The sequence below is a fragment of the Helicobacter labetoulli genome (genome assembly GCF_003670275.1).
GTDB classification, from domain to species: Bacteria; Campylobacterota; Campylobacteria; order Campylobacterales; family Helicobacteraceae; genus Helicobacter_C; species Helicobacter_C labetoulli.
Genome location: NZ_QXJF01000007.1, coordinates 87,202 through 111,866, shown reverse-complemented (window position 1 = coordinate 111,866; position 24,665 = coordinate 87,202). Strand labels below are relative to the sequence as shown.

Here is a 24,665-nt window from a genome sequence, read left to right as displayed (position 1 = left end):
AATTGTGAGAAAAAAGATTATAAAAAAGTGGTGGACGCGCAGAGGATCGAACTCTGGACCCACTGATTAAGAGTCAGTTGCTCTACCAGCTGAGCTACGCGTCCATTTAAAAGGGCATTTCCATATTTTGGAAAGGGCGATTATACAAAAATGAATTTTAGATTTTGATTAAATCGTGCTAGATTCTAAAGTCCTTGGCATTTTGAGCATTTAACAAAAAGTCGCATATCGTGGCTTATGAGCTTTGCACCAAATTGCTTAGCAATATCAAGCTGCAAGCGTTCAATCTCATCATCAACAAACTCCACAATATCCCCACAAGTAAGGCAAATGATATGGTCGTGATGCTCTTTTGCGGCTATCTCATAGCGTCTGCCGCTTTTGTCTGCTTCAAGTGCGGTGATGAAATTTTCCTTTTCAAGAAAGCTTAAGATTCTATACACAGATGAGATACTTGCATTTTTATCCGTTGTTTTGATGATGTTTGTAATTTCTTCTGGGCTAAGATGAGTGCCACTTTTATACAGCACGGCGATAATCTCTTCGCGTTGCTTGGAGTTTTTTAAGCCATTTTTTTTGATGGAGTTTCGCAGTCGCTCAAGGATAGAATCTAGCGTTTCTACGCGGTGATTAGCATTCATATTCATTGTCGCTCCTTAGATGATTTATGAGAGAATCTTTGATGTTATGGATTCTTATTTTGCCAAGTATTATAGCAATAAAATGCGTAAATATGCAAATTAAGAAAGCTTCTCATTAAAAAAATGTATGATTTTTTACACTTAAAATGTGCATTTTTTTAACAAAATCGTGAGCAAAAACATTTTTGATAGTAAATTTATGTGAAAAATGGCACAATACCTGCCGATTTTATCACGAAGAATAAGCAAGGAGCATTGAATGTTTGGTTCTAGCAAGGCGTTACAGCGGCAGATTATGGAGAAAGATGCACATATTGCACATCTCACAAAAGAGCTTGAAGTCTATAAGACATTGGTTGGATTCTCTCAAGTGGAGGCTATTATTGGACTTAAGGGAACTGGAATAGTTTATCAAAATGATGTAGCTCAAAAGCTAAAGCGTATGGAATGTCTTGTCCCTCAACTTAAAGAAGGCATAAGCTGTGTGAGCTGTATTCGCCACGATTATAGCGTAGCAAGCACACGCGTAGAAGATGTGGTGTATTATTCAATCGTTCCGCTTGATCATCTTACAAACAATACCACAGGCACAAATCTTTTTGAAGTCTATACAAAAAGCTTAAAAACAGGGGTAACGGAAACACAAACTTCATTGCAAAATGTCCTTACAGAATCAAATGGCGTGGCTGAATACTCTATCAAAGCAGCTGAATCTGCCGAAGATGGCTTGGGTATGAGCACACAAGCACTAGATCAAATTGAGATATTGTATGAAAAAATGCAAGTAGCATCTGGGCTTGTAGATTCTCTCACACAAAGAAGCAATGAAATTACAAGCGTTATCTCGCTTATTGATGATATAGCCGAACAAACAAACCTTTTGGCGTTAAATGCTGCTATTGAAGCGGCTCGGGCTGGGGAACACGGACGAGGTTTTGCTGTTGTTGCTGATGAGGTAAGAAAACTTGCTGAAAAGACACAAAAAGCGACAAAAGAAATTGCCGTTGTTGTTAAGTCAATGCAACAAGAGGCAAATGATATTCAAACAAGCACAGAAGAAACAAATGAAGCAACAAGCAATGTAAGAGAAGGGATAATGAAGCTTCACGGCATTGTAAATAACCTTAAGATAGGTAGTCTTATCACAAAACACAGCACCTTTAATCTTAGCAATAGAATCTTCTGTGTGTTAGCTAAGCTTGACCACATCGTGTTTAAAAACAATCTTTACTCCTATATCTTTGGTTTGGCGGATAACTTTAATTGTGTGGATCACCATAACTGCCGCTTGGGCAAATGGTATTTTGAAGGCGATGGCAAGGCTGTATTTGCCAATACGCAAGGTTACAAGGCTCTTGATGCTTTCCACGCAGGTGTGCATACAGAGGCAATTACATTGGCACAAGCATTTGCTGATGAAAATCAATCTTGCCCTAAAAAGTTTATTGATAGTAAGATTCTAGCGATGGAGAAAAACTCAGATGGCGTTATGGAATCTATTGTGGATATGTATCATGAAAAACGCGAAGAAGTATTGCGTGAGATTAAGCAGCTAGAAGGCGAGATGGTGCAGGCTGAGCGACCTAGAGCAGTTTCTGCTCCACACACTGAAAATTCAACTGGACCACAAGCACAAGAAGAATAGGATAGAATCTACAATAGGTTTTGGGTAGAGAACATTATGTGGCGTAGGATAAAATTTGGCGTTTTTGTTGTATCCATCGTGCTAGGTGTGGGCATATGCGGTTATCTTGTGAAGTTGTTTTATGAAGTGGAAACTGAAGTAAGCAAGATAAAAGAATATCGCTTTGCCCTTGCTTCACAAATTGTTGATCGCAAGGATAGGTTGATTGCTAATATTTTCACTGATGAAAATTTTAGATTCTATGCTACATTTGATGAGATTCCCCCACGCGTTATAGAATCTCTTCTTGCGGTAGAGGATACATTGTTTTTTGAACATATCGGGATAAATCCTGACGCGATTTCTCGTGCTATGCTAAAAAACATTAAAAGTATGCGTTATGTTGAGGGGGGAAGCACACTCACCCAGCAGCTTATTAAAAATATCGCTTTAAGTCCGGAAAAAACGCTTAAGAGAAAACTCACAGAAGCAATGCTTGCCATTCATATTGAGCGACATTTGAGTAAAGAGAAAATTTTGGAGCTTTATCTTAATCGTATTTCATTTGGACACGGCTATCACGGGATAAAAACCGCAGCTTTGGGGTATTTTCACAAAACTTTGCACGAATTGACTTTAAAAGAGATTTGTATGCTAGTTGGGTTACCAAAAGCCCCAAGCTTTTATGATCCCACAAAAAATAAAGATTATTCTATGTCAAGGGCGAATGATATTATTGATAGATTATATGACATTGGTTGGATTTCAAAAGAAGAACACGATAATGCCATAAATGAAGTGCCAGATGTATATAATGAAACGCTCACGCAAAATGTCGCTCCTTATGTTGTTGATGAGGTGTTGCGTGAGCTAGGGCATATTGAGGATTTAAAAACGGGTGGATATTACATTAAGCTTAAAGTTGATTTGGATTATCAGTTAGCCGCACAAGAAGCAGTTGCGTATGGGTATGAAGAGATCAATAAACGCTTGAGAGAGAGATATCCTAAAATTTACAATGATGAAACAATGGACGAAAACGATACGCTTAATGGTGCAATGGTGGTTACAGATACGCACACGGGTGATATTTTGGCGATGGTTGGCGGGGTGAATTATGCTAAGCAAAAGTTTAATCGTGCCACTCAAGCCAAAAGACAATTAGGCAGTTCTATTAAACCCTTTATCTATCAAGCTGCTTTTGATAAAGGCGATTCTCCAGCGACTTTCGTTCCTGATGTGCCGCGTAAATTCGGCACAAAGGGTGCTGCTAAGGCAGCTGCTGAAGGAGCAGAAGAGGCAGAATCTGAAGAATGGCGACCAAGCAACTATTCAAGCAAGTTTAATGGCTTTATGACGCTTAAAGACGCTTTGCGGACTTCAAGCAATCTCGCAACAATTAATCTCGTGGATCAAAATATTGGCTTTAGCAAACTCTATCAAGCCCTAAAACACGATGGCTTTAAAGATATTCCCGAAAATATGTCTATTGTGCTTGGGAGCTTTGAGTTGTCTTTAGTTGAGGTAGCAGAGCAGTATTCAATGTTTTCAAACTATGGCACGATTTTAAAGCCCACACTTATAGAATCTGTGATTAATAAAAGTGGAGAGAATATTTATAGCTCTCCTGCTCAATCTCGCCATATTACAACCGCACAGCAAGCTTTTTTAACCATTGACATTTTGCGTGATGTAGTTAATCGTGGAACAGGCTTTAGAGCGAGAGTTCAAGGGCTAGAAGTTGCTGGTAAAACAGGCACTTCAAATCGCAATATTGATGGGTGGTTTTGTGGATTCACCCCAGATATTCAGGCTATTGTATGGTATGGACGCGATGATAATACGCCCATTGGTCCAACTGAATCTGGTGGCATAGTCTCTCCTCCGGCTTTTGCTTATTTTTTCTCAAAAGTGCTGACATTTGATCCGGGTATTACAAGAAAATTTAAAGTGCCAGAGGGCGTGAAGCTCAAAACGCTTGATTATGGAGACTTCTACTATACAGAAAATTCTCCATTGCCTAGCAAAAAGCCAACAGCGGTTGATATTGAAGAGGATTTGTTGTTTTAGGTATTAAATCCATTTTTTACCTAAAACTAGTTACAATACCCAAAAAATTACAAAAGGAATCTAATATGAGGTTAAAATTACAACACGCTCCCTACATTGCAAATAAAATCAGTATTGACTTAGGTAATTCCCCACATATCAAGCCCCTAGCCCCAATTGCAAATATTGCACAAGTTGCCCTAGAGTGTTTGCAGGAAAATATTCAAAAAGAACTCGCTATTGATGAGCGAGTGCGTGAGATTCTAGAAGAACGAAGTGATGAGATTGAGGATTTCAATATGGACGAACGCGAACTTTTTAGAATGTGTAAGCGTCAAGTAGCCAAAGAAAGAGGATTTTATCTTGCGTGGGAAGAGCGGTGCAGTGATGTCTCGCACAAGATTCTCTCCACTTTAGAATCCAAAGGTTTAATTGCATTTAGTGTGTCAGAGACGATTATTAAAAATATTATCTTTAAAGCCATTAATGATTATTCTAAAATCTATGATAAAGCTGAAGAATCTGTGATGGATAAGCTTAAAAAATACAAGCGAAAGCTTACCTATGGCACGGAGGAGTATGAGATTGTATTCAGTAAATTATACGAAGAAGAGTTGCGTAAAAGAGGGCTTTTATGAGTGAGCTAAAAGATGTGTATTTATATTTTGCCAATGGCTTAAGTCTTAAGGCAAAGAGTTTTGGCAAGGAAGGCACATTTGTGGGTGAGGTTGTCTTTAATACTTCAATGACTGGGTATCAAGAGATTATTACTGATCCAAGCTATGCTGGGCAATTTGTTGTCTTCAGTATGCCAGAAATAGGCATTGTAGGCGTAAATGACTACGATAATGAATCCAAAAATGCATCGTGTGTTGGCGTGATTGTCTCTTCATATAATGATTGTGTGTCAAACTTCCGCTCTCAAGGGACTTTAGCTGATTTTTTAAAATCACGCAATATTATGGGGATTTGCAATATTGATACGCGTGGGCTTATCAAGCTTCTCACACAAGAAGGTGCAATGAATATGATAGCCTCCACGGAGCTTAGCCATATTGATGATTTGCGTAAGGCTCTAGAATCCGCACCCGATATAAGCCAGATTAATTTCATCGAGCAGGTTTCCACCAAAACGCCCTATACACATACAGATTCTGTATTTGATTTTGCTACCTTTACTTATGCCAAGCCACAAAAGCCCAAAGCAAAGGTCATTGCTATTGATTTTGGTGCCAAACGCAATATTTTAAACGAGCTTACATCTGTTGGCTTGGAAGTAGAAGTGATGTCTCATACTTTTAGGGCAGATGAGATTTTAGCTCGTTTTAAAAAGGGCGAGATTCAGGGTGTGTTTTTATCAAATGGTCCGGGCGACCCGCTTGTGCTATGCGATGAAGTAGAGCAGATAAAACTCCTTATAGAAGCAAACATTCCCATTTTTGGCATTTGCCTTGGACATCAGCTTTTGTCTATCGCACACGGCTATCCTACACACAAGCTGAAGTTTGGACATCACGGCGGCAATCACCCTATTAAGAATCTTCAAAGTAATGTTGTAGAAATTACGGCTCAAAATCATAACTATTGTGTGCCAGAATCCATTTCACAAATAGCCACAATCACGCATAGAAACTTATTTGACAACACTATTGAGGGTGTGCGATACAATAATAAGCCTATTTTCTCTGTCCAACATCACCCAGAGGCAAGTCCGGGTCCAAAAGAGGCTAGTGTCTTATTTCAAGATTTTGCTACACTATGCCTCTCGCACAAAGCGTAGAAGACTCTAGGCTAACAGCTTATTAATAAAACTGACAATATCAAAATACTTTGACATTAAGACAATAACGATGATTGTAGGTGCAATAATGCGGAGTATCCACAGCCACATCACAAAAAGCCATTGTGGTAGGTAGGGTGTCCAAGCTCTTAGGTGCTTTGGGCTTATCCCCCAACCTACAAAAGTTAAAATAATGAGCATACCAATAGGCATTAAAAATGAAGAAGTGATAGAATCTAGCACGCCAAAGAGCGATTGCCCAAAGATGAGAGGTAATGCCATCTCTGCATTTGTCCATAGAATAACCAAAAAGCCAAGGATTAAAATCGCTAGACTTAGGATAAAAGTCGCTTTTATTTGTGAAAAGTTGTATTTATCCCGCAAAATACTCACGCCGGGTTCAAGCATAGAAACCGTTGAAGTGATTCCAGCAAAAAGCACAGCAATAAAAAAGAACATACTGATGATAGCACCACTACTTCCCAAGGCATTAAATGCCAATGGCAAGGACTTAAACAGCAAACCAACACCATCGCTTGGCACACCCTCAAAATGATAGATAAAGGTAAAAATCATAAGCCCAGCGATGAGTGAAACAATAATCCCACTTACTACCACCCACACAGAGCTATGGAATAGATTTTCATCTTGTTTGGCACTTGCAGCATATACAGCGATAGTCCCAACACCAAGTGAAAGTGAGAAAAACACCTGCCCCAAAGATTCTATAATTGTTTTTGTGGTGATATTGCTCGGCTCAAAGTGAAACATAAACTTCCACGCCTTGCTAAATTCAGGTAGATTCATCGCATAGATTAAAAGCCCTACAAAGATAATAAATAAAAGTGGCATAAGGATAAGATTCAAACTCTCAATCCCGCGTTTTACCCCAAAAGCTACGATAATAGCCGTAATGCCCATAACCCCAAAAAAACATACGCTTTGCCACAAAAGAGAGTGTGCGGTAATCTCATCAAATATCATATCAGCTTCAGCAATATTGCTAGGCAAATGAAAGCTCACAAAAAAGAGATAATACATAATCCAACCCATAACAACCGCATAAAAACTAAGAATCAGCGGTGCGGCAATGGTAGAAAAGCCAAGCCACATAAGCGATGAGTCGGATTTAGAATCTATGGTATTGTGGTTTTGCGTGGGCGTGTTTGGTGGGAGTTTATTAAGCTTACTTAGGATAGAAAAATTATCCAAAGGGTTGCTCCTAGCCTTGTTACCAAGAAGCATTTCTGCCATCAGCATAGATGCTCCAATAAGAACTGCTAAGATAAGATAAAATATTACAAACGCTCCTCCGCCATTTTCCCCTGCCATATAGGGAAACCGCCAAATATGACCTAAGCCAATAGAGCTACCCAAAGTCGCCAAGACAAAGCCAATTTTACTGAAGTTATTCATTTGCTTCCTTTAAATATGTCAAAATCTTAAGATGGCATTCTAGCTAAATTTAAGAATCTTACAAGACTTGATGGAAAAATTAACAAGATATTTACACTTTTTTGTGGAGAGTGAGCTGATGGAGCTTTGATTTATAAGCTAGATTCTATGTTGTATTTGTGCTTAGCAAACTACAACACAAGAACAAACACGGCGAGAATCTTTCAAGTTCTTAGTGAGAATTCAACGAGAGATTTACTCACGCTTAGTATGACAAAAAGCTAGATTCTCCAAACAATGCAGATAAGAAAATGATACATATCCCCTCACAAATTGGTATGTTATATAGAATCTCAACAACCCTTAATTAATATTACTCACTTTTGGAAGAAATAAGGAAAATAAAGAATCAAAAAGCATAAGCGGATAAACCTAAAGTAAGTGATATAGAAAAAGTAGAATCTAGCCAAAGAGTTGTCAAGGTGGGCTGGAACAAGGCTAGATTCTATGGTGAAAACAAGATGACAAGTGTCCTTAAGATTTGGCATTCCACCCAAATAGCTATTAGAACAGACAGCTAACTTAAGAAACTTTTGCTACAATTACACATCGTTCAACTCAAACAAACTTGATTGGCAAAAAAGGAATGCTATGCTAAATAAAAAGATTCTAATAACTGGAGGGGCTGGATATATTGGCTCTCACGCAAATGCCCTACTGAATACTCTAGGGTTTCAAACCATTGTGCTAGATAATTTAGTCTATGGACATAAAGAATCTTTACATTATGCACCACTTCCTTTTTCTCATAAGAATGTATTTACCAAAAATCCTACCGCCTCATCACAGAATCTAGAAACTAATAATTTTGCACCCACGCACACTGCACACACCCAAATGGCAGAGAATCCACATTCTAAACTCACTTGTCATACTGAGCATAGCGAAGTATCTAAAAAGTTAGATTCTAGATTGTTTGCTAACGCTCAAAATGACAAGGAAGTAATCCAAAAACGACAAGATGACAAGATTTTAAATACAACAAGCTCTAAAACACAAACACATTCCACAGACTCTAACATACTTAATACACAAGATTCTGCACTAGATTTTCTTGCACAATTAGTGCGAAATTTTAACGGGGGGGGGGTAAATACACAGGATTCTATTCTCTATAACAACCTTAAATCTAACTTAAACTCCAACAATGATTTATCCCGCCAACTTCACACCGCACACAAAAACACCACTTTTATCCACAGCTCTTTAAGCGATAAAGCCACTCTAGATTCTATCTTTAGCACATATCAAATACAAGCGGTTATGCACTTTGCTGCCTTTGCGTATGTGGGCGAGAGTGTCAAAGACCCTAGCAAATATTATTACAACAATGTCGCCAACTCGCTAAGTCTGCTAGAATCTATGCGTAAGGCAAATGTCAAAAACATCATCTTTAGCTCCACTTGTGCCACTTATGGACACCCCTTGCATTTGCCTATCACAGAATCCCACCCGCAAAATCCCATAAACCCCTATGGCTACTCAAAGCTTGTGGTAGAAAATATGCTAAAAGACTTTAGCCACGCCTATGGGCTAAACTATGTGATATTGCGTTATTTTAACGCTGCTGGGGCAAGTATGCTTTTTAATATCGGTGAATCTCATAGCCCTGAGACGCATTTAATTCCGCTTCTTTTGCAAACGGCACTAGGACAAAGGGAGACTCTAAGCATTTATGGCGATGACTACCCTACAAAAGATGGCTCTTGCATAAGGGATTATATCCATATAGACGACTTAGCAAACGCACATATTCTAGCCCTAAAGTATCTCTTAAATGGTGGCAAAAGCGAAGCTTTTAATCTTGGCAATGGGGAGGGCTTTTCTATCTTTGAGCTGCTAGAGTGTGCTTCTAGGCTTTGTGAGAGAAAAATCCCATATACCATAGAATCTAGGCGAGATGGCGACCCTGCTACACTCATTGGCGATAGCACAAAGGCAAAAGAGATTCTAGGCTGGAAGCCACATTTTGCAGATATTGAGACAATCCTATCTTCAGCACTCAACTGGCATAGCAACCAACGCTATTAAATAAGGGAAGTTAATGCAGTTAATAAAGTATGTTTGTGTCGCTTTTCTAGCCCTATTTGTCAATCTCATCTCAAGGCATTTTCTAAGCTTTTACATAAGCTTTTCAAGCAGTGTGATTATCGCCTATATCTTAGGGCATTTTGTGAATTTCGCCTTATCCGCAAGATACATCTTTTCTCGCAATATAAGCTTAAGACTAGCCTTTATCCGCTTTAGTATTGTGGCTCTTTTTGGGCTACTTATTGCCTTATTTGTGAGTGTGGGGACACTTTGGTTTTTACAGAGTTTTTATACAACTTTGCAGGATTTTATACAATCTTGCCCCTTTTTAGCCCCACATAAAGATTTCTTACTTCATCAAAAACATTTAGAGTTTGTAGCCCATATTAGCGGTGTTGGCGTGAGCTTTATCAGTAACTATTTGGGGCATAAATATTTTAGTTTTGTTAAATTCACAAGAAAGGATAACAAATGACACACAATAAAAAAAGTCTTAATCATCGGCGCAGGACCAGCTGGGCTAAGTGCTGCAAGAGTGCTAAGTGAAAATGGCTATAGTGTAGAGATTTTTGAGCTAGAAGAAAAAGTCGGTGGAATGAGTAAAAGCATAGAGCTATTCTCACAGATTGTAGATATTGGACCTCATCGCTTCTTTAGCAAGGATACACGCTTAAATGACTTCTGGCATTCTCACACAAATGGTGAGTATGAAAAAGTCTCACGACTTACTAGAATCTTTTACAACCGCAAGTTTTTCTACTATCCTTTGCGTGGCTTTGACGCACTTTTTAAACTTGGCTTTTTAGAATCCACTTTGTGCGTCCTAAGCTATATTAAAGCAAAAATTAGCCCTTTTAAAGGTGATAGCTTTGAATCGTGGGTGGCAAATGCCTTTGGCTATCGCTTGTATAGCATATTTTTTAAGAGCTACACAGAAAAGCTTTGGGGGATTAAAGGCAGTGAGCTAGATGCGGATTTTGCCGCACAAAGGATAAAAGGGCTTAATCTCTATGAAGCGGTAAAATCAGCATTCTTTGGCAATGGTGGCAAAAAGCATAAGACTTTGGTAGATGAGTTTAGCTACCCCAAAAGGGGCTGTGGCGTGGTGTATGAAAATATGAAAGATGAGATTATAAAACGCGGTGGCGTGCTGCACTGCAATGTAGAAGTGCTAGGCATCACAACGCAGGACAAAAAGGCAGTGGGTATTCTCACAAATAAGGGCGAGTTTAGCGGGGATATTGTGATCTCTACCGCACCTTTTAGGGATATGGTGCTGTCTTTAGATGAGCTAGATTCTGGTGTGAAGACATTAGCAGGGAGATTAAAATTTAGAAACACAATTTTAGTTTATGTAGAAGTAGGGGATTTGGCTTTACTAAAGAAACATCGGCTAACGCCGAACACTTCGCTTGTTTTGGGTGAGCATTCACACGATTGCGAAAATTTGGGGGCAGTCATTACCTCCAAGGTAACTCCTACCCCCAAATCCCCGCAAAACGAGCAAAGCCCCACCGCAATTCCTAGAATCCTAGAAGAAGAAAATCAAGCCACAAATGAAAAATCCACCTCCCAAGAATCCTCGTTTGAAAACAACACGAAAAAATCACAAAAAGTGGATTCTAGCACCGCAACAATTCTAAAGCAGTCCGCAAAGGATTCTAGGATTTGCAAAAACGCACAAAATGTAAGCGACTCGTTGGCGGCAGGATTTTGCGATGATTTTGTGGGTTGTCAAGGCAACGACAAAGGAGCTACCTTATCGGTAGTGACCGCAGTCGCTGCCTCAGACTCCCGCAAAAGCGCGCAAAAGCCAACGCTATTCAAAGATAATTGGATTTATGTGCACAGCAAAGATACCCAAACCGGTAGAATCACCAACTTCGCCAATTGGACTAAGGATTTGCAATGCGGAAAAGACTCGGCGATTTTGTGCCTTGAATATTGGGCAAATGATGATGAAGCCCTATGGAATCTAGATGATAAAGCCCTAAGCGAGATAGCAAAAAGGGATTTGCTAGAATCTAAGCTTGTAGCAGACTCTAGCCTTATCAAAAACACCAGTGTGCTTAAAATCCACAAAAGCTACCCTGTGTATGAGAAAGGCTATAAAGATAACTTACATAAAATCTACAAAGCCCTAGATAGCTTTAAAGACTTGTATTTCATCGGGCGAAATGGCAGCTTTAAGTATAACAATCAAGACCATAGCATTCTTATGGGACTTATGTGTGCGGATAAGATTCTAGGCAGAGAGTGTGATTTGTGGCATATTAACACGGACTATGACTATCAAGAGAATGGTAAGGCTTAGGATTCGGCTTTACTAAAGAAACATCGGCTAACGCCGACCGCTTCGCTTGTTTTGGGTAGGCAAGCGAAACGATTGTGTGATTTTTAGGGTAGTCATTACCGCTTTAGGTAACTCCTACCCCAAAAATCGCACAAAACAACCATAGCCCCACAGCAATTCCTAGAATCCTAGAAGAAGAAAATAAGCTGAATGAGAAAATCAGCTAATAAGCAAAATACAAAGGAGCAAACAATGTTACATAATCTTTTTACGCGATTTCTGCAGAGTGTGGATTCTATCGCACGAAATAGGGTATATATGCTACTTGGGGGAGTTTTTGTCCTACTTGTTGCAAGTGGTATTTTTTACAAAAAGGCAAATAGGTTTGCTGATGTGGAGAGTCATATTCCTGCGACAATTTTAGCTCTGCAATATGGCTATGATTTGGAGGGCTATGGGCTAAGTGGTGTGAGTGCTAATGGCATAGAGGATACTTATGGCAATGGAATATTAAGAATCTTAAATGAGGGGATTGTCCCAGATTCTTTTTCTCATTATAGATCGACCATAGGAGTGCAGGGCTTTTTCTATGCGTGGCTATATCAAACCCTTAATCTCACAAGCTTTAAAGCTCTCTATTGGCTTAATGCCATTTTTAGTGCAATGGCGTTACTTGTATGCTCAATTTTGCTAGGCAAAATCTTTGGTAGAGCGTTTGGGGCTGTCTTTTTTCTCTCGCTTTTCACAAGTAGCTGGGTGGCAAATTTTAGCGGGAGTCTTTACTTTAGTCTTGCTTTTTGGATTCTCCCTGCAATTATTGCTTTTAGCTTATATAGAATGGTAGCGACACAAAATAAACTCTCTAAAACCACACTCACTCTATTTTGCCTAGCTTATATGTTTGCCATAGCCCTGCGTGCAAGTATGAGTTATGAGTTTCTTACAAGCATTATTCTTTTTGCTCTTAGCCCCTTTATCGTTAGCTTTGTGTATGGGTTACTCACAGATTCTAAAGCCCCCTTTCTTAGCCTTTCAGCAAAGCAGTCTTTCAAATATGGCTTAGGGCTTTTTATCTTTGCTTGTGTGGGGTTTGGGCTTACCTTTATAATCCATACTTATATCCGCGGTAGCGGAGACTTGTGGGCTGGGCTTATGGAGATTTATCATAATGACTTTTTACGCAGAATGCTAGGGGGCGTTGCCAAAGACTTCCCCCCAACCTATACTAACTCACTTAATGCAAACGCGCTTGAAGTCATTAGAATCTATCTTAGCAATCCTATTATGCTACTTTTGCTTGGGGCAAGTGTGCTTGCGTGCGTGCTAGAATCTAGCAAAGCTTATAGAAGCTTGTATATCGCGCTACTTGTGTCCTTTGCCCTACCTGCAATAAGCTGGTTTGTGCTTGGCAAATCCCATAGCTATATCCATAGACATTTTTGCTTTGTGCTGTGGTATCTGGGCTTTTGGGCGAGTATTATCTATATCCCACTGCATTACTTTTATCGCAAGAAAATTGCATAAAAAGTGTTTCTATCAGCATATATTTATGCTAAAATCCATACTTTTATATTAAAGGAATACAAATGCTAAACAAAAAGATTCTAGTAACTGGAGGGGCTGGATTTTTAGGCTCACATTTATGTGAAAGATTGCTTAATCGTGGTGATGAGGTGCTATGTGTGGATAATCTTTTCACTGGCACAAAGCAAAACATTATGCACCTTTTGCAAAATCCTAGATTTGAGTTTATGCGACACGATGTAACTTTCCCGCTGTATGTGGAAGTTGATGAGATCTATAACCTTGCTTGTCCGGCAAGCCCTGTGCATTACCAGTTTGATCCTGTGCAAACAACTAAGACTTCCGTAATGGGGGCAATCAATATGCTAGGACTTGCCAAACGCGTGAAGGCTAAGATTCTACAAGCCTCTACAAGCGAAGTCTATGGCGACCCTGAAATCCACCCGCAAGTAGAATCTTATAAAGGTTCTGTCAATCCCATCGGCATAAGGGCGTGCTATGATGAGGGCAAAAGATGTGCAGAGACGCTCTTTTTTGATTATCAAAGGCAGCATAATTTAAACATTAAAGTAATGCGGATTTTTAACACCTATGGTCCTAGAATGCACCCAAATGATGGACGCGTAGTGAGTAACTTTATCATTCAAGCATTGCGTGGAGAAGACATTACCATTTATGGCGATGGAAGCCAAACGCGAAGCTTTTGCTATGTAGATGACTTGATTAGCGGAATGATTGTTCTTATGGATAGCAAAGATGGATTCTATGGACCGGTAAATATCGGGAATCCGCACGAATTTAGTATGCTAGAGCTTGCCAAAAATGTGCTTGAACTCACAGATTCTAAATCAAAGCTTGTGTTTTTGCCACTGCCTCAAGATGACCCAAAACAGCGAAAGCCAGACATTACTCTAGCCAAAAAAGAGCTAGACTTTAGCCCAAAAGTGCAGCTAAGAGAGGGGTTAGAAAAGACGATAGAATACTTTAAATCCGTTTAGTGCAAGGATTTGATAATGAGAAATAATCGCCTAGCTTATAATCTTAGCGGGATTGTGCGTATGCTATCCCCTCGCTTTTTGCTCCCAAGTGTTGAAAATCTCCTACGCGACTTGCATAAACGCAATGATATAGAATACATCAAACAAAGGGTGGATTATTATTGCCAAATGGATTCTAAAATCACGCTTGATGAAAGTGCCAAAAACATTAGCTGTGTGCGATTTGCAAAGAAAAAGACAATGTATAATTTTGATGCGTATGAATTTACACGCTATTTTCCGCAAGATTTTAAGGCACATTTTGAATTTGGCGATGTCAATTACATCTGCCCTAAGCCTTCCATTACAAAGTCTCGCCCGATAAAAGCCGTGCTAGAGGATGGAAGGCTAGATTCTAATATTGCCTACAAAGATGGTAAGATTGTGCCATTTTCCAACTCCACACTTTTGAATCTTGAGAAAATCCGTCATTTTACTTTTATTAACGATCCCTATACTTTTGCCACGAAACAAGACAAACTTTTTTATCGTGGCGGAATCTACCAAGCCCACAGGACACAATTTTTTGAAAAATATTTCAATCACCCCTTGTGTGATTTAGGACATACCGGACACAAAAGTGTGCATCACGCTTGGCAAAAGCCAAAAATAAGTATTGCCAAACATTTGCCCTATAAGTTCCTTTTGTCATTAGAGGGCAATGATGTGGCGAGCAATCTTAAATGGGTGATGAGCTCAAACTCTCTAGCAGTTATGCCAAAGCCAAAGTTTGAGACTTGGTTTATGGAAGGGAATCTAGAGCCAGATATTCACTACTTACAGATTCGTGATGACTACGCTGATGTAGAAGAAAAGCTAGAGTATTGCTTACGCAATCCAAACTTCGCGCAAGAGATTATCCACAACGCACATCAATATGTAAAGCAGTTTTTTGATAGAGAGCGAGAAAGTATTATCTCACTTTTAGTGCTAGAGAAGTATTTTTACTACACGGGACAGATTGATTCACTTAGAATCTAAAGACTCTAAAACTTTTAAAATCCTAATGAAATTATATTTGAAAAATAAAGCTTCCTAAGATTATTCTTAGGAAGCTTGAAGTTGTTATTAATGATGTAGCGGCACAACATCTGGGATAATTGTCGGCAAAAACATAGCAATAATTGTCGTCCAAATCCCAATGAGAATAATGAGAGCAACAGAGTATTTAATGGTAAATTTAAATAGCTCAGACTCCTTGCCCACTAATCCCACCGCCGCACAAGCAATGGCTATGCTTTGCGGACTTATCATCTTACCAACAACCCCACCAACAGAGTTTGCTGCCAAGAATAATGCCTCTTTGATACCAAGCTCTTGTGCTGTAACTTGCTGTAATGTCCCAAAAAGAAGGTTTGAACTTGTATCGCTTCCGGTGATGAACACGCCAAGCCACCCAATAACCGGACTAAAGAATGCAAAGAAATCGCCAGTTTTTGCAAAGGCTGTCCCAAGTGTAGCGCTCATACCGCTATTTTTTGACACAAATGCAAAGGCGACAACAAGCCCAATTGTAATACAAGGAATAGCCATTTCTTTAAGCGTATCCCAAAAGCATTCTGCCGCATCGCTAGATTTAATACGCAAAAATACGATTGTCAAAAATGCTGCGACCAAAATGGCAGTGCCTCCTTGAAGTGCGATAAAATTCACAGGAAGAGCCAAGGAAACAGCCGCACCTTTTGGATCTACAATTGATAAGGCAATGTTGTTAAAGGCAATGGTTACTTGTGTGTAGTCAAAAATCGCACCTTTGGCAAAAAAAGCCTTAAACCAAGGTTGCGTCCAAATAACAATACACGCGATTAACAAAATAAAAGGTAGCCACGCTTTAAAAATCTGCCCTGCACTCAAAGTGCTTTTCTTAGAAAAATCTTTTTCATCATCAAGTCTAAATATGTTTTTTGGCTGCCAAACACGCAAAAACAAAGTAGTGCAAAGCAATGAAACAATTGCAGAAACAATATCTGGCAATTCTGCACCCAAATGATTTGAACTAAAATATTGCGTTCCGGTAAAACTTACAGCAGCCACTAAAATCGCTGGGAAAGTCTCTCTCACACCCTTGAATCCATCCATCAAAAACACGATGAAAAAAGGGATTGTCAAGCTTAAAGGCACGAGCATACGACCAACCATCGCTGCTACCGCATATTGCTCAATATGCACAAGATTTGTCATCGCAATGATTGGAATCCCAACTGCACCAAAAGCCACAGGAGCGGTATTAGCAATCAAGCATAGCCCTGCTGCATAGAGCGGACGAAGCCCTAGCCCCACAAGTAATGCCGCTGTAATTGCCACAGGTCCGCCAAATCCAATAGCACCCTCTAAAAACGACCCAAAGCAGAATCCTATCAAAATCACTTGGATTCTGTGATCTGGCGTTATGGTAATAACACTTGATTTGATCACCTCAAACGCACCGGACTTGACAGAGAGTTTGTAAAGGAAAATTGCCGCGATGATGATCCACGCAATAGGCCAAATCCCTTGTGCAAACCCCTGAACAAAACTCGCTCCAACAAGCGAAAAAGGCATATCATAGGCAAAAACTGTCAACACTGAAGCAAGCACAACGGTAAGAAACCCTGCTTGATACCCCTTCATCTTAAAAACTAACAAACACGCCAAAAAACACGCTATTGGCAAAAATGCAACAAACGCACTTAGCCAAATGCTGTTGAATGGGTCATAGACTTGCTGCCATACTTCCATTGAGATTCTCCTTTTTGTAAAATTTGAAGTGTAAAAGCATAGTTTGCTTAGCAGACATTATAAAAAAAATTAACCTTTAAAAAATAGGACTGCAAGAATGTTTTCTTCATAAATGTGTAAAATATTCACATTTATGTATCTTTGATTCTTAATATTGTGTATTATTGAAACAATATTACCAAAAGAAAAACAAGTAATTTTTAACCTTTTGTTATTTTAAAGCTCCTTATATATATTATAGTCCTTTCATAAACAAGGAAGGAGCAAGTAATGCGAGTGTTTTTTTTCTCAACCTGTCTTGGTGGCGTAGCGTATGCTGACACCTGTGTAAATGCCATAAAACTTTTGCAAAAAGAGGGCTGTGAGGTGGTCTTCAAAAAAGATCAAACTTGTTGTGCCCAGCCAAGCTATAACTCTGGCTATTATGATGAAAGTCGCAAGGTGGCTCTACATAACATCAGACTCTTTCAAGGCGAAGAGCCTATCATCGTGCCTTCTGGCTCTTGTGCAGGAATGATGAGGGAGGATTATTTAGAGCTTTTTGAGGGTAGAAGTGAGCTTGCTGAAGTTAAGCAATTTTGCCAACGCATTTATGACTTAGGCGAATATCTCCACAAAGTGTTGGGTGTAAAATATGAGGATAAGGGGAATCCTGTAAAAGTTACTTGGCATAGCAACTGCCACGCTTTGCGAACTTCAAAGGTGGTAGATAGTGCAAAGGCGTTGATTAATTCACTGCAAAATGTAGAGCTTGTAGAGCTAGAGCGTGAAGAAGAGTGCTGTGGGTTTGGCGGAAGCTTTAGTGTCAAAGAGCCTGAAGTTTCATACGCAATGGTCAGTCAAAAGATTGAGGATATTCTCTCGCGTAATGTAGAGTATGTCATCTCTGCTGATGCAGGTTGTTTGCTGAATATTAGTGGAGCGTTAAAAAAACAAAATGCCCCCATCAAGCCTATTCATCTCTATGACTTTTTGGCACAAAGAATTGGACTAGGAGCATAACTATGAGCTATCAAGGACATCACGATATTGTTAATGCAAAACTTGAGGATAAGCAGTTAAGAACAAACCTCAAAAATGTAATGGATACCCTTAAAACAAATCGCAAGAATCTTATAACCTCACGCTTTATAGATTGGGAAGAGCTACGCGAAAAAGGCAAAGCACTGAAACAAAAAACATTATCGCAACTTGATGTGTTGCTGGAGCGATTTGAGCAAAATGCAAGTAAAAATGGCTTTATTATCCACTGGGCGAGTGATAGCAAGGAAGCAAATGAGATTATCTACTCGCTTATGAAAGAAAAGGGCGTAACTAAGATTCTAAAAGGCAAGTCAATGGCAAGTGAGGAAACCCACTTAAACGCCTTTTTAAAGCAAAAGGGGCTAGATCCTATTGAAACAGATTTGGGTGAGCTTATCATTCAGCTTATAGATGAACCACCTGTGCATATTGTCGCCCCTGCAATTCACAAAAATCGCTATCAAATCGGCGAGATTTTCGCTCAAAAGCTTGGAGCAAATCTAGAATCCGAGCCAGAAAAGCTCAATGAAATTGCTCGTGTGCATTTACGCAAAGAGTTTCAAGAATTTAAAATGGGGCTAAGTGGAGTAAATTTTGCCATTGCTGATGAGGGGGCGATTTGGCTTATTGAAAATGAAGGCAATGGGCGTATGAGCACCACTGCGAGTGATATTCATATAGCTATTTGTGGGATTGAAAAAATTGTGGAAAGTTTTGAAGATGCCTCTATCCTTGATGCTTTGCTTGTGCCTTCAGCCACAGGTGCGGCGATTACTTGCTATAACAATATCATCACTTCTCCACGAAAAGAGGGTGAGCTTGATGGACCAAAGGAATTGCATATTATCCTGCTTGATAATAATCGCTCCACAATCTTAAAAGATTCACATTTTTACAAATCCCTTAGCTGTATCCGCTGTGGGACTTGCCTCAATCACTGCCCCGTGTATGATAAAATCGGCGGACACGCCTACCTTAGCACATATCCCGGACCTATTGGGGAGGTCATCTCACCACAACTTTTTGGTATGAAAAACTACGGACATATGGTAAATCTCTGCTCGCTCTGTGGGCGATGCTCTGAAGTCTGTCCCGTCAAAATCCCCCTTGCAGAGCTTATACGGGATTTACGAAGTGAAAAAGTAGGGCAAGGCAGAAAGAATCTTAAAAATAACGATGGCAGCTTGAAAAATAAGCAAGAGCAGTTTGGTATGACAAAATTTGCCAATCTAGCAAGTAATGGCAGCTCGTGGAGAAGAATGTTAAGTTTAGCTGGTTTTTTTGCCCCGCTTGCAAAGCCATTTGCTTCATTTATACCAGGCTTAAAAAATTGGGTAGCTTATAGGGCATTTCCGGAGCTAAGCGGGAATCTCCACAAGAAAGTATCAAAAATGCAGGGGGTGATTTATGAGTAGGCAAAGTATTTTAAGCAATGTCAAGGCTTCGTTACAAGAGAATAAGATTCAAGCACAATTCCCAAACTACACAAACCCTATGAAACGCACAAATGATGATAAAGTGCAGGAATACATCGCGTGGCAGAGTGCAAATAAGGCTATTGTTATAGAATCTAGCCACGAAAGGCTAATGCAAGATATTTACAAAGCCTTAAGTGAATCTCAAGCAAAAAATATCCTTTGTAATCCAAACATTGACATTGATTTACAAACTTTACAAGCACTTGATACGCAAGATTCTATGCAGTTTGTGGCATATGAAAAAAGCGTTGATGAGCAAAGGGCAAATCTCTTTGCTTTTGATACTTCAATCGTGCAGGCAAGCTGTGGCGTGGCAAATCTAGGCGTCATCGGCGTGGCTTCAAGTGTAAAAGCCCCTCGCCTTTCTTCACTCATCACACGCACTTGTATTGCTTTGCTTAAAAAGCAAGATGTTGTAGAGAATTTCTACGAAGGGGTGCAGGCACTTAAGGCACAAGGTGAGAATGGAAAACTCCCTACTAATATGATTTTCATCGCCGGTCCCTCACGCACAGCGGATATTGAGCTACAAACCGTCTTTGGCGTACACGGCTCTGTGAAAAGCTATATTATTTTATATTGAGAGTATAAAAATGAATGTATTTGCACGATTTTGGTTTGAAAAAAATGAGAAAAGTTATATCGGCGTTGGGCGGGCTGAACTGCTGACGCGTATAGCAGAGAGTGGCTCTATCTCAAAAGCAGCTAAACAAATGGGTATGAGCTACAAAGCTGCGTGGGATAGTATAGACATTATGAATAAGCTCTCTCCTAGCCCCCTTGTAGAATCTTGCAATGGCGGACGAGGTGGAGGCGGGACAAAGCTCACACCCCTTGGCTTTGAAGCGTTGAAGGCTTTTAATGAGCTAGAACGCGTGAAAAATATCTTTTTTGATTATTTGGATAATTCACAAGACTTTGCCGAGCTGACAAAAAGACTAAGCGATTTAGAATCCGCCCTTGAAGATTTTAAAGCAAAGTAGATTCTTGTCTCATAGGCGATTTTATGTCTTGTTTGTTGCAAAATGTTTGACTGCTATATAATTTTAGATACAAACACTTGACTTGGTTATATAAAATTATATAGCATTTAGTCTCAAATATTTCACAACAAGGAGTTTCTATGAAAATGAAAAAAATCCTAAGCATTTGTGCTTTAAGTGCCTTTATGTGTGTCAATGCAATGGCTGAGCAGATTAATGTCCTAGCTGCTGCTAGTCTTAAATATGTCCTAGAAGATATTAAAAGTGAGTTTTTAAAAACGCACAAGAAAGATAAGATTGAAGTGAGCTACATCTCTTCTGGCAAAGCGTATGCACAGATTCAAAATGGCTCTCCCACACATCTTTTTATCGCCGCAGATATGAGCTACCCACAAAAACTCTATGATGAAAAACTAGCCCCCAGTCAGCCAAGCAACTACGCTAAGGGCAAACTTGTGCTTTTTAGTGCTAATGCGGATTTTAAAATAGATAGCATTGAGATTTTGAAAAACGATAAAATCAAACATATTGCTATCCCAAATCCAAAACTTGCCCCCTATGGCAGAGCAGCAGAGGAGTTTTTAAAATCACAAAAGCTAGACAAAAAGCTTAAATCCAAGCTTAGCATAGGAGATTCTATCGGTCAAGCTACGAGCTATGTTTTGCAAGGGGCAAGTGAAGTGGGCTTTAGTGCATTATCAATGGTGATTAAAGATAAAACTCCAAATCTCACTTACACGCTCATTGATGAAAGCACCTACAAGCCGATTAATCAAGCTTTGATTATCCCAAATCACGGCAAAGATTCTAAACTCACACAAGAGTTTGTAGAATATATCTTAACCTCAAAAGTAGCAGAAAAAATATTCCAAGAATATGGTTATGATAAGGCTAATAAATAAATTAAATGAATAAGATTCCCGCTTGTGTTACTGAAATTCTTAGGCATAATGGCTGTGTCTTACTGCAAATGCAATGCTCATTTGGGACATTGCATAGCCTTGTGCTTGAGCCTTGTGAGTTTGAATCTGCTGATAAAGTGGTGGCGACTTTCAAAGAAAATGAGATTATCCTTTCACAACACAATCTTATCTCTAGTCTAAACACCTTTGAAGCAAAAGTTGCAAAGATTCAAACAAGCGGATTTTTCACGCGTCTTAAGCTGATGCCTACCATACAAAACACACAAGATTCTACGCCTATTTATGCCTTGTTTCCTAGCCTTTCACCCATAGAGCTAAGCCAAAATCAAACTTGCCTTTGGCATATCCCAAGTTCGCATATTTTATTAGAAAGGCAAATGTAGTGGAGATTCTAGAGGGCTTGAATCTTGCCTCTATGGCGGAGTTTTTTGACACAATGAAGCTTACTTTTCTTGTGGCATTGCTCACTACACTTATTTTACTTCCCATTGGCATTGTGCTTGGCAATTATCTTGCATTCTCGCAAAATCCATTGCGTCCTGTTATTGAAGTGCTTGTATGGATGCCTCTAGTTCTGCCACCTTCAGTGTTAGGATTTTATTTGCTTATCACTTTTAGCCCTAAAAATGCTTTGGGAGCTTTTTTGCTAGAGCATTTTAACTTCAAGCTTGTTTTTAGTTTTGAAGGCTTAATCTTAGCGAGTGTGATTTTCTCCCTCCCCTTTATGGCAAACCCCATAAAATCAGCGCTCTCCACCCTGCCTAAAAGCCTAAAAGAAGCGAGTCTAACACTTGGTAAAGGTAGAATCTACACTTTATTTTTCGTCCTTTTGCCAAATATTATTCCTGCTATTTTGCTTGGCTGTGTAACGAGCTTTGCCCATACCATAGGGGAGTTTGGCGTTGTGATGATGATAGGGGGCAATATCCCAAACCAAACTCGTGTAGCAAGTATAGCCATTTATGATGAGGTAGAATCGCTCAACTACCCCCTTGCTCATCAATACGCCCTAAGCCTCTTTCTTATCTGCTTTGTATTGCTCTTAGCCATTTTTTACCTCAACAAACACTTTCAAAAAAAGGGCATTGTATGAGCGATATTCACCTGCGTTTTAGCAAAACTCTGCTTAGCAATAAGGGTAAATTTTGCCTAGAGGTTGATAAGCATATAACATTTGGCGAGTTTGTCGCTATTTTTGGCAAAAGTGGAGCGGGAAAAACAAGTATTTTAAGAATCTTAAGCGGACTTGATGATGTGGATAGTGGCTACATTCGTGTAGGCAATGAGGTTTGGCTAGATTCACAAAAAGGTATTTTCCTGCCACCACAAAAACGCCACATTGGCTTTGTCTTTCAAAATTATGCACTTTTTCCGCATCTTAGCGTGTATCAAAATATTTGCTTTGGTCTTCAAAATAAGCGTGATGAGGGCTTTGCCAACGAGCTTATAGAGCTTATGGATTTACATTCCCTTAAAAAAGCTAGAATCTCACAGCTTTCTGGTGGGCAGTCTCAACGCGTAGCTTTGGCTAGAGCATTAAGCCAAAGACCGCAAATCCTTTTGCTTGATGAGCCTTTTTCCGCCCTTGATGTAGGAATGGCACGGACTTTGCAAAATGAGCTTAAAAAGATTCATCAGCATTTTAAGCTCACTACATTGCTTGTGAGCCACAATCTAGGCGAGATTTTCTCTCTTGCTTCAAGGAGCTTTATTGTAGAATCTGGAAGGATTCTAAGCGATGGAAACAATCAAGAGGTGTTTGTTCAAGAACGCCTAAGTGCCAAAATAACGCTTATAGGCGAGATTATCGCTATTGATATGCAGGAGTTATTTTGCATAATCAGTGTGCTGTGCAACGCAGAGGTATTGCAGATTGTATATGATGTGGAGCAAGGAGCAGAGTTTAGCATAGGAGAGCAGGTTGTCATCGCACAAAAAGCCTTCAGCCCTATGCTTTATAAACTCAATAACACAAAGCACCTTGTGTAGATCAAGCCCCCCATCAAAACTCAGTTTAAATCTTTTTGAGCCAATCTTTATGCCTCAATCGCTGAATCCAGCCATATATCTTGCCGCATTGTGGATAGGCGATTATAAGATGTTTAAGGAAGCTCAATTTACCAAGTTTCAATCCTTTCACATAGGGCTTAAACTCAACAAAACGCTGAGAAATACATAATGGATCTTGCGGAAACATAAAGATTCCAAATGCCCAATGCAAACAAGATGTAAAAAAATGTTCGCGTAAAATCTCTGCCTTTTGCTTATCCTGTATCCTTTCAATACCTAAAGCCAATGAGTGTGCTAGAAAAAAGGCACTCACTGCTTTGTGATATTTTCTCGTCAAATAGGGATTGTGAAAAATGTCATCTAATGGTTGCAAGAAAGGCGGGACATTGATGATAGGGCTTTTTTCAAACCTTGAAATGCTATTATCCCTTGCTCTATGCACATAAAGCTGCTTATTAAGCATAAAAATAGCAGAAGCATATACAAAAAGCATAATGCCAAAGCCCACATCCTCCCAATTTGCCCTGTTGGTGTAATAAAGCTGTGTTTTTACAAAAAACTCAAAATCAATCATTCCTGCGTGAGCAAATCCCCAAGGATAATGCAAATGTTGTGTAATTTCAATCCATTGTTTAGAATCCATAATAGATGTGGAGCAATGTTTAAAATAAGTTTGAAAAGGACGCTCCTCGTTGATATGATAGGCTATATTGTCATATACCATACGCAAATCAAACCACACAATTTGAGTTTCCACGCCCATTGCCCTAGCAGATTCAAAACTATTTAGACATTCAATTAAACAATCTTTTTCCCAATAATCATCTGAGTCTATAAAGATTATATAGTCAATATGCGGTGGTGTAGGAGCAATGTTTTGAAATGTCAAAAAATCAAGCGTAATACAATCTTTCGTATCTTGTAATTGAAACAGATGAGAATCTAGAGAATACTGAGTAAAGGTAGCAAAAAAATCCTTATGAAAATAAATATTTTTTATACCATAAAGCGTATTATCTTTTAAAGACTTGTGGGGGGGGGGGGGGGGGGGGGGGGGGGGGGGGGGGGGGGGGGGGGGGGGGGCGGGGGGGGGGGT

The 24,665-nt window shown here is 39.5% G+C and carries 21 protein-coding genes and 1 tRNA gene; 18 read left to right on the top strand and 4 right to left on the bottom strand.

What is annotated here, in order from left to right; translation table 11 throughout:
* Positions 1–28 precede the first annotated feature (28 nt).
* Positions 29–104 (bottom strand) — tRNA-Lys (locus tag EBF12_RS04830).
* Between the two features lie 81 nt (positions 105–185).
* Positions 186–641 (bottom strand): ferric iron uptake transcriptional regulator, encoded by a 456-nt coding sequence (gene fur, locus EBF12_RS04825; RefSeq protein WP_121726671.1) that lies wholly within the window; start codon positions 639–641, stop codon positions 186–188.
* A 259-nt stretch (positions 642–900) separates the two neighbouring features.
* Between fur and EBF12_RS12170 the strand changes: the two genes are divergently transcribed.
* The 4 genes from EBF12_RS12170 to carA all read left to right on the top strand — a co-directional run bounded on the left by EBF12_RS12170 (position 901) and on the right by carA (position 6,094).
* Positions 901–2,286: a methyl-accepting chemotaxis protein gene (locus EBF12_RS12170; RefSeq protein ID WP_121726651.1), complete on the top strand. Its 1,386-nt coding sequence runs from the start codon at positions 901–903 to the stop codon at positions 2,284–2,286.
* A gap of 36 nt (positions 2,287–2,322) precedes the next feature.
* Positions 2,323–4,335, top strand: a complete 2,013-nt coding sequence (locus tag EBF12_RS04815) for a transglycosylase domain-containing protein (protein ID WP_121726650.1) — start codon at positions 2,323–2,325, stop codon at positions 4,333–4,335.
* A 65-nt stretch (positions 4,336–4,400) separates the two neighbouring features.
* Positions 4,401–4,952, top strand: coding sequence for a DUF507 family protein (locus tag EBF12_RS04810; protein ID WP_121726649.1), 552 nt, complete (start codon positions 4,401–4,403; stop codon positions 4,950–4,952).
* Positions 4,949–6,094, top strand: coding sequence for a glutamine-hydrolyzing carbamoyl-phosphate synthase small subunit (carA, locus tag EBF12_RS04805; protein WP_121726648.1), 1,146 nt, complete (start codon positions 4,949–4,951; stop codon positions 6,092–6,094). The genes EBF12_RS04810 and carA overlap by 4 nt, the downstream gene beginning before the upstream one ends.
* Before the next feature lie 6 nt (positions 6,095–6,100).
* On the opposite strand, the gene EBF12_RS04800 is transcribed toward carA, so the two are convergent.
* Positions 6,101–7,510 (bottom strand): sodium-dependent transporter, encoded by a 1,410-nt coding sequence (locus EBF12_RS04800; protein WP_121726647.1) that lies wholly within the window; start codon positions 7,508–7,510, stop codon positions 6,101–6,103.
* Between the two features lie 630 nt (positions 7,511–8,140).
* Between EBF12_RS04800 and galE the strand changes: the two genes are divergently transcribed.
* The 6 genes from galE to EBF12_RS04770 all read left to right on the top strand — a co-directional run bounded on the left by galE (position 8,141) and on the right by EBF12_RS04770 (position 15,415).
* Positions 8,141–9,580 (top strand): UDP-glucose 4-epimerase GalE, encoded by a 1,440-nt coding sequence (galE, locus tag EBF12_RS04795; RefSeq protein ID WP_121726646.1) that lies wholly within the window; start codon positions 8,141–8,143, stop codon positions 9,578–9,580.
* Positions 9,581–9,593: 13 nt separating this feature from the next.
* Positions 9,594–10,055 carry a GtrA family protein gene (locus EBF12_RS04790; protein WP_121726645.1) on the top strand — a complete coding sequence of 154 codons (462 nt, stop codon included), beginning with the start codon at positions 9,594–9,596 and terminating at the stop codon, positions 10,053–10,055.
* 6 nt (positions 10,056–10,061) lie between these two features.
* Positions 10,062–11,894 (top strand): FAD-dependent oxidoreductase, encoded by a 1,833-nt coding sequence (locus EBF12_RS04785; RefSeq protein WP_121726644.1) that lies wholly within the window; start codon positions 10,062–10,064, stop codon positions 11,892–11,894.
* Between the two features lie 231 nt (positions 11,895–12,125).
* Entirely contained in the window at positions 12,126–13,397 is a 1,272-nt protein-coding gene (locus EBF12_RS04780; RefSeq protein WP_121726643.1) for a hypothetical protein, read from the top strand.
* 62 nt (positions 13,398–13,459) lie between these two features.
* Positions 13,460–14,395, top strand: a complete 936-nt coding sequence (locus tag EBF12_RS04775) for a UDP-glucuronic acid decarboxylase family protein (RefSeq protein WP_121726642.1) — start codon at positions 13,460–13,462, stop codon at positions 14,393–14,395.
* Between the two features lie 15 nt (positions 14,396–14,410).
* Positions 14,411–15,415 carry a glycosyl transferase family 90 gene (locus EBF12_RS04770; protein ID WP_121726641.1) on the top strand — a complete coding sequence of 335 codons (1,005 nt, stop codon included), beginning with the start codon at positions 14,411–14,413 and terminating at the stop codon, positions 15,413–15,415.
* Between the two features lie 87 nt (positions 15,416–15,502).
* Here EBF12_RS04770 and EBF12_RS04765 read toward each other — a convergent pair whose 3' ends face one another.
* Positions 15,503–17,152 carry an L-lactate permease gene (locus EBF12_RS04765; protein ID WP_121726640.1) on the bottom strand — a complete coding sequence of 550 codons (1,650 nt, stop codon included), beginning with the start codon at positions 17,150–17,152 and terminating at the stop codon, positions 15,503–15,505.
* 270 nt (positions 17,153–17,422) lie between these two features.
* Between EBF12_RS04765 and EBF12_RS04760 the strand changes: the two genes are divergently transcribed.
* The 8 genes from EBF12_RS04760 (at position 17,423) to EBF12_RS04725 (ending at position 23,548) form a co-directional block, all read left to right on the top strand.
* Positions 17,423–18,154: a (Fe-S)-binding protein gene (locus EBF12_RS04760; protein ID WP_121726639.1), complete on the top strand. Its 732-nt coding sequence runs from the start codon at positions 17,423–17,425 to the stop codon at positions 18,152–18,154.
* A gap of 2 nt (positions 18,155–18,156) precedes the next feature.
* Positions 18,157–19,590: a LutB/LldF family L-lactate oxidation iron-sulfur protein gene (locus EBF12_RS04755; RefSeq protein ID WP_121726638.1), complete on the top strand. Its 1,434-nt coding sequence runs from the start codon at positions 18,157–18,159 to the stop codon at positions 19,588–19,590.
* On the top strand, positions 19,583–20,236 hold the full coding sequence (locus tag EBF12_RS04750) for a LutC/YkgG family protein (RefSeq protein WP_121726637.1): 654 nt from the start codon (positions 19,583–19,585) through the stop codon (positions 20,234–20,236). Before EBF12_RS04755 ends, EBF12_RS04750 begins: the two co-directional genes overlap by 8 nt.
* A 10-nt stretch (positions 20,237–20,246) precedes the next feature.
* On the top strand, positions 20,247–20,636 hold the full coding sequence (locus EBF12_RS04745) for a winged helix-turn-helix domain-containing protein (protein ID WP_002957220.1): 390 nt from the start codon (positions 20,247–20,249) through the stop codon (positions 20,634–20,636).
* Between the two features lie 140 nt (positions 20,637–20,776).
* Entirely contained in the window at positions 20,777–21,538 is a 762-nt protein-coding gene (modA, locus tag EBF12_RS04740; RefSeq protein WP_121726636.1) for a molybdate ABC transporter substrate-binding protein, read from the top strand.
* Between the two features lie 5 nt (positions 21,539–21,543).
* A complete protein-coding gene (locus tag EBF12_RS04735; protein WP_121726635.1) occupies positions 21,544–21,942 on the top strand; it encodes a molybdenum ABC transporter in 399 nt (132 codons plus the stop codon).
* A gap of 32 nt (positions 21,943–21,974) precedes the next feature.
* Entirely contained in the window at positions 21,975–22,652 is a 678-nt protein-coding gene (gene modB / locus EBF12_RS04730) for a molybdate ABC transporter permease subunit (protein ID WP_121726670.1), read from the top strand.
* The gene (locus EBF12_RS04725) at positions 22,649–23,548 is read left to right on the top strand and encodes an ATP-binding cassette domain-containing protein (RefSeq protein WP_121726634.1); all 900 of its coding nucleotides are present in this window, start codon (positions 22,649–22,651) and stop codon (positions 23,546–23,548) included. The genes modB and EBF12_RS04725 overlap by 4 nt, the downstream gene beginning before the upstream one ends.
* The last annotated feature ends 1,117 nt before the right edge of the window (positions 23,549–24,665 follow it).

What these genes read in the sequence shown, in the direction of transcription:
- fur (WP_121726671.1), bottom strand. Translation starts at nt 641, where the DNA reads ATGAATGCTAATCACCGCGTAGAAACGCTAGATTCTATCCTTGAGCGA.
- EBF12_RS12170 (WP_121726651.1), top strand. Translation starts at nt 901, where the DNA reads ATGTTTGGTTCTAGCAAGGCGTTACAGCGGCAGATTATGGAGAAAGAT.
- EBF12_RS04815 (WP_121726650.1), top strand. Translation starts at nt 2,323, where the DNA reads ATGTGGCGTAGGATAAAATTTGGCGTTTTTGTTGTATCCATCGTGCTA.
- EBF12_RS04810 (WP_121726649.1), top strand. Translation starts at nt 4,401, where the DNA reads ATGAGGTTAAAATTACAACACGCTCCCTACATTGCAAATAAAATCAGT.
- carA (WP_121726648.1), top strand. Translation starts at nt 4,949, where the DNA reads ATGAGTGAGCTAAAAGATGTGTATTTATATTTTGCCAATGGCTTAAGT.
- EBF12_RS04800 (WP_121726647.1), bottom strand. Translation starts at nt 7,510, where the DNA reads ATGAATAACTTCAGTAAAATTGGCTTTGTCTTGGCGACTTTGGGTAGC.
- galE (WP_121726646.1), top strand. Translation starts at nt 8,141, where the DNA reads ATGCTAAATAAAAAGATTCTAATAACTGGAGGGGCTGGATATATTGGC.
- EBF12_RS04790 (WP_121726645.1), top strand. Translation starts at nt 9,594, where the DNA reads ATGCAGTTAATAAAGTATGTTTGTGTCGCTTTTCTAGCCCTATTTGTC.
- EBF12_RS04780 (WP_121726643.1), top strand. Translation starts at nt 12,126, where the DNA reads ATGTTACATAATCTTTTTACGCGATTTCTGCAGAGTGTGGATTCTATC.
- EBF12_RS04775 (WP_121726642.1), top strand. Translation starts at nt 13,460, where the DNA reads ATGCTAAACAAAAAGATTCTAGTAACTGGAGGGGCTGGATTTTTAGGC.
- EBF12_RS04770 (WP_121726641.1), top strand. Translation starts at nt 14,411, where the DNA reads ATGAGAAATAATCGCCTAGCTTATAATCTTAGCGGGATTGTGCGTATG.
- EBF12_RS04765 (WP_121726640.1), bottom strand. Translation starts at nt 17,152, where the DNA reads ATGGAAGTATGGCAGCAAGTCTATGACCCATTCAACAGCATTTGGCTA.
- EBF12_RS04760 (WP_121726639.1), top strand. Translation starts at nt 17,423, where the DNA reads ATGCGAGTGTTTTTTTTCTCAACCTGTCTTGGTGGCGTAGCGTATGCT.
- EBF12_RS04755 (WP_121726638.1), top strand. Translation starts at nt 18,157, where the DNA reads ATGAGCTATCAAGGACATCACGATATTGTTAATGCAAAACTTGAGGAT.
- EBF12_RS04750 (WP_121726637.1), top strand. Translation starts at nt 19,583, where the DNA reads ATGAGTAGGCAAAGTATTTTAAGCAATGTCAAGGCTTCGTTACAAGAG.
- EBF12_RS04745 (WP_002957220.1), top strand. Translation starts at nt 20,247, where the DNA reads ATGAATGTATTTGCACGATTTTGGTTTGAAAAAAATGAGAAAAGTTAT.
- modA (WP_121726636.1), top strand. Translation starts at nt 20,777, where the DNA reads ATGAAAATGAAAAAAATCCTAAGCATTTGTGCTTTAAGTGCCTTTATG.
- EBF12_RS04735 (WP_121726635.1), top strand. Translation starts at nt 21,544, where the DNA reads ATGAATAAGATTCCCGCTTGTGTTACTGAAATTCTTAGGCATAATGGC.
- modB (WP_121726670.1), top strand. Translation starts at nt 21,975, where the DNA reads ATGGCGGAGTTTTTTGACACAATGAAGCTTACTTTTCTTGTGGCATTG.
- EBF12_RS04725 (WP_121726634.1), top strand. Translation starts at nt 22,649, where the DNA reads ATGAGCGATATTCACCTGCGTTTTAGCAAAACTCTGCTTAGCAATAAG.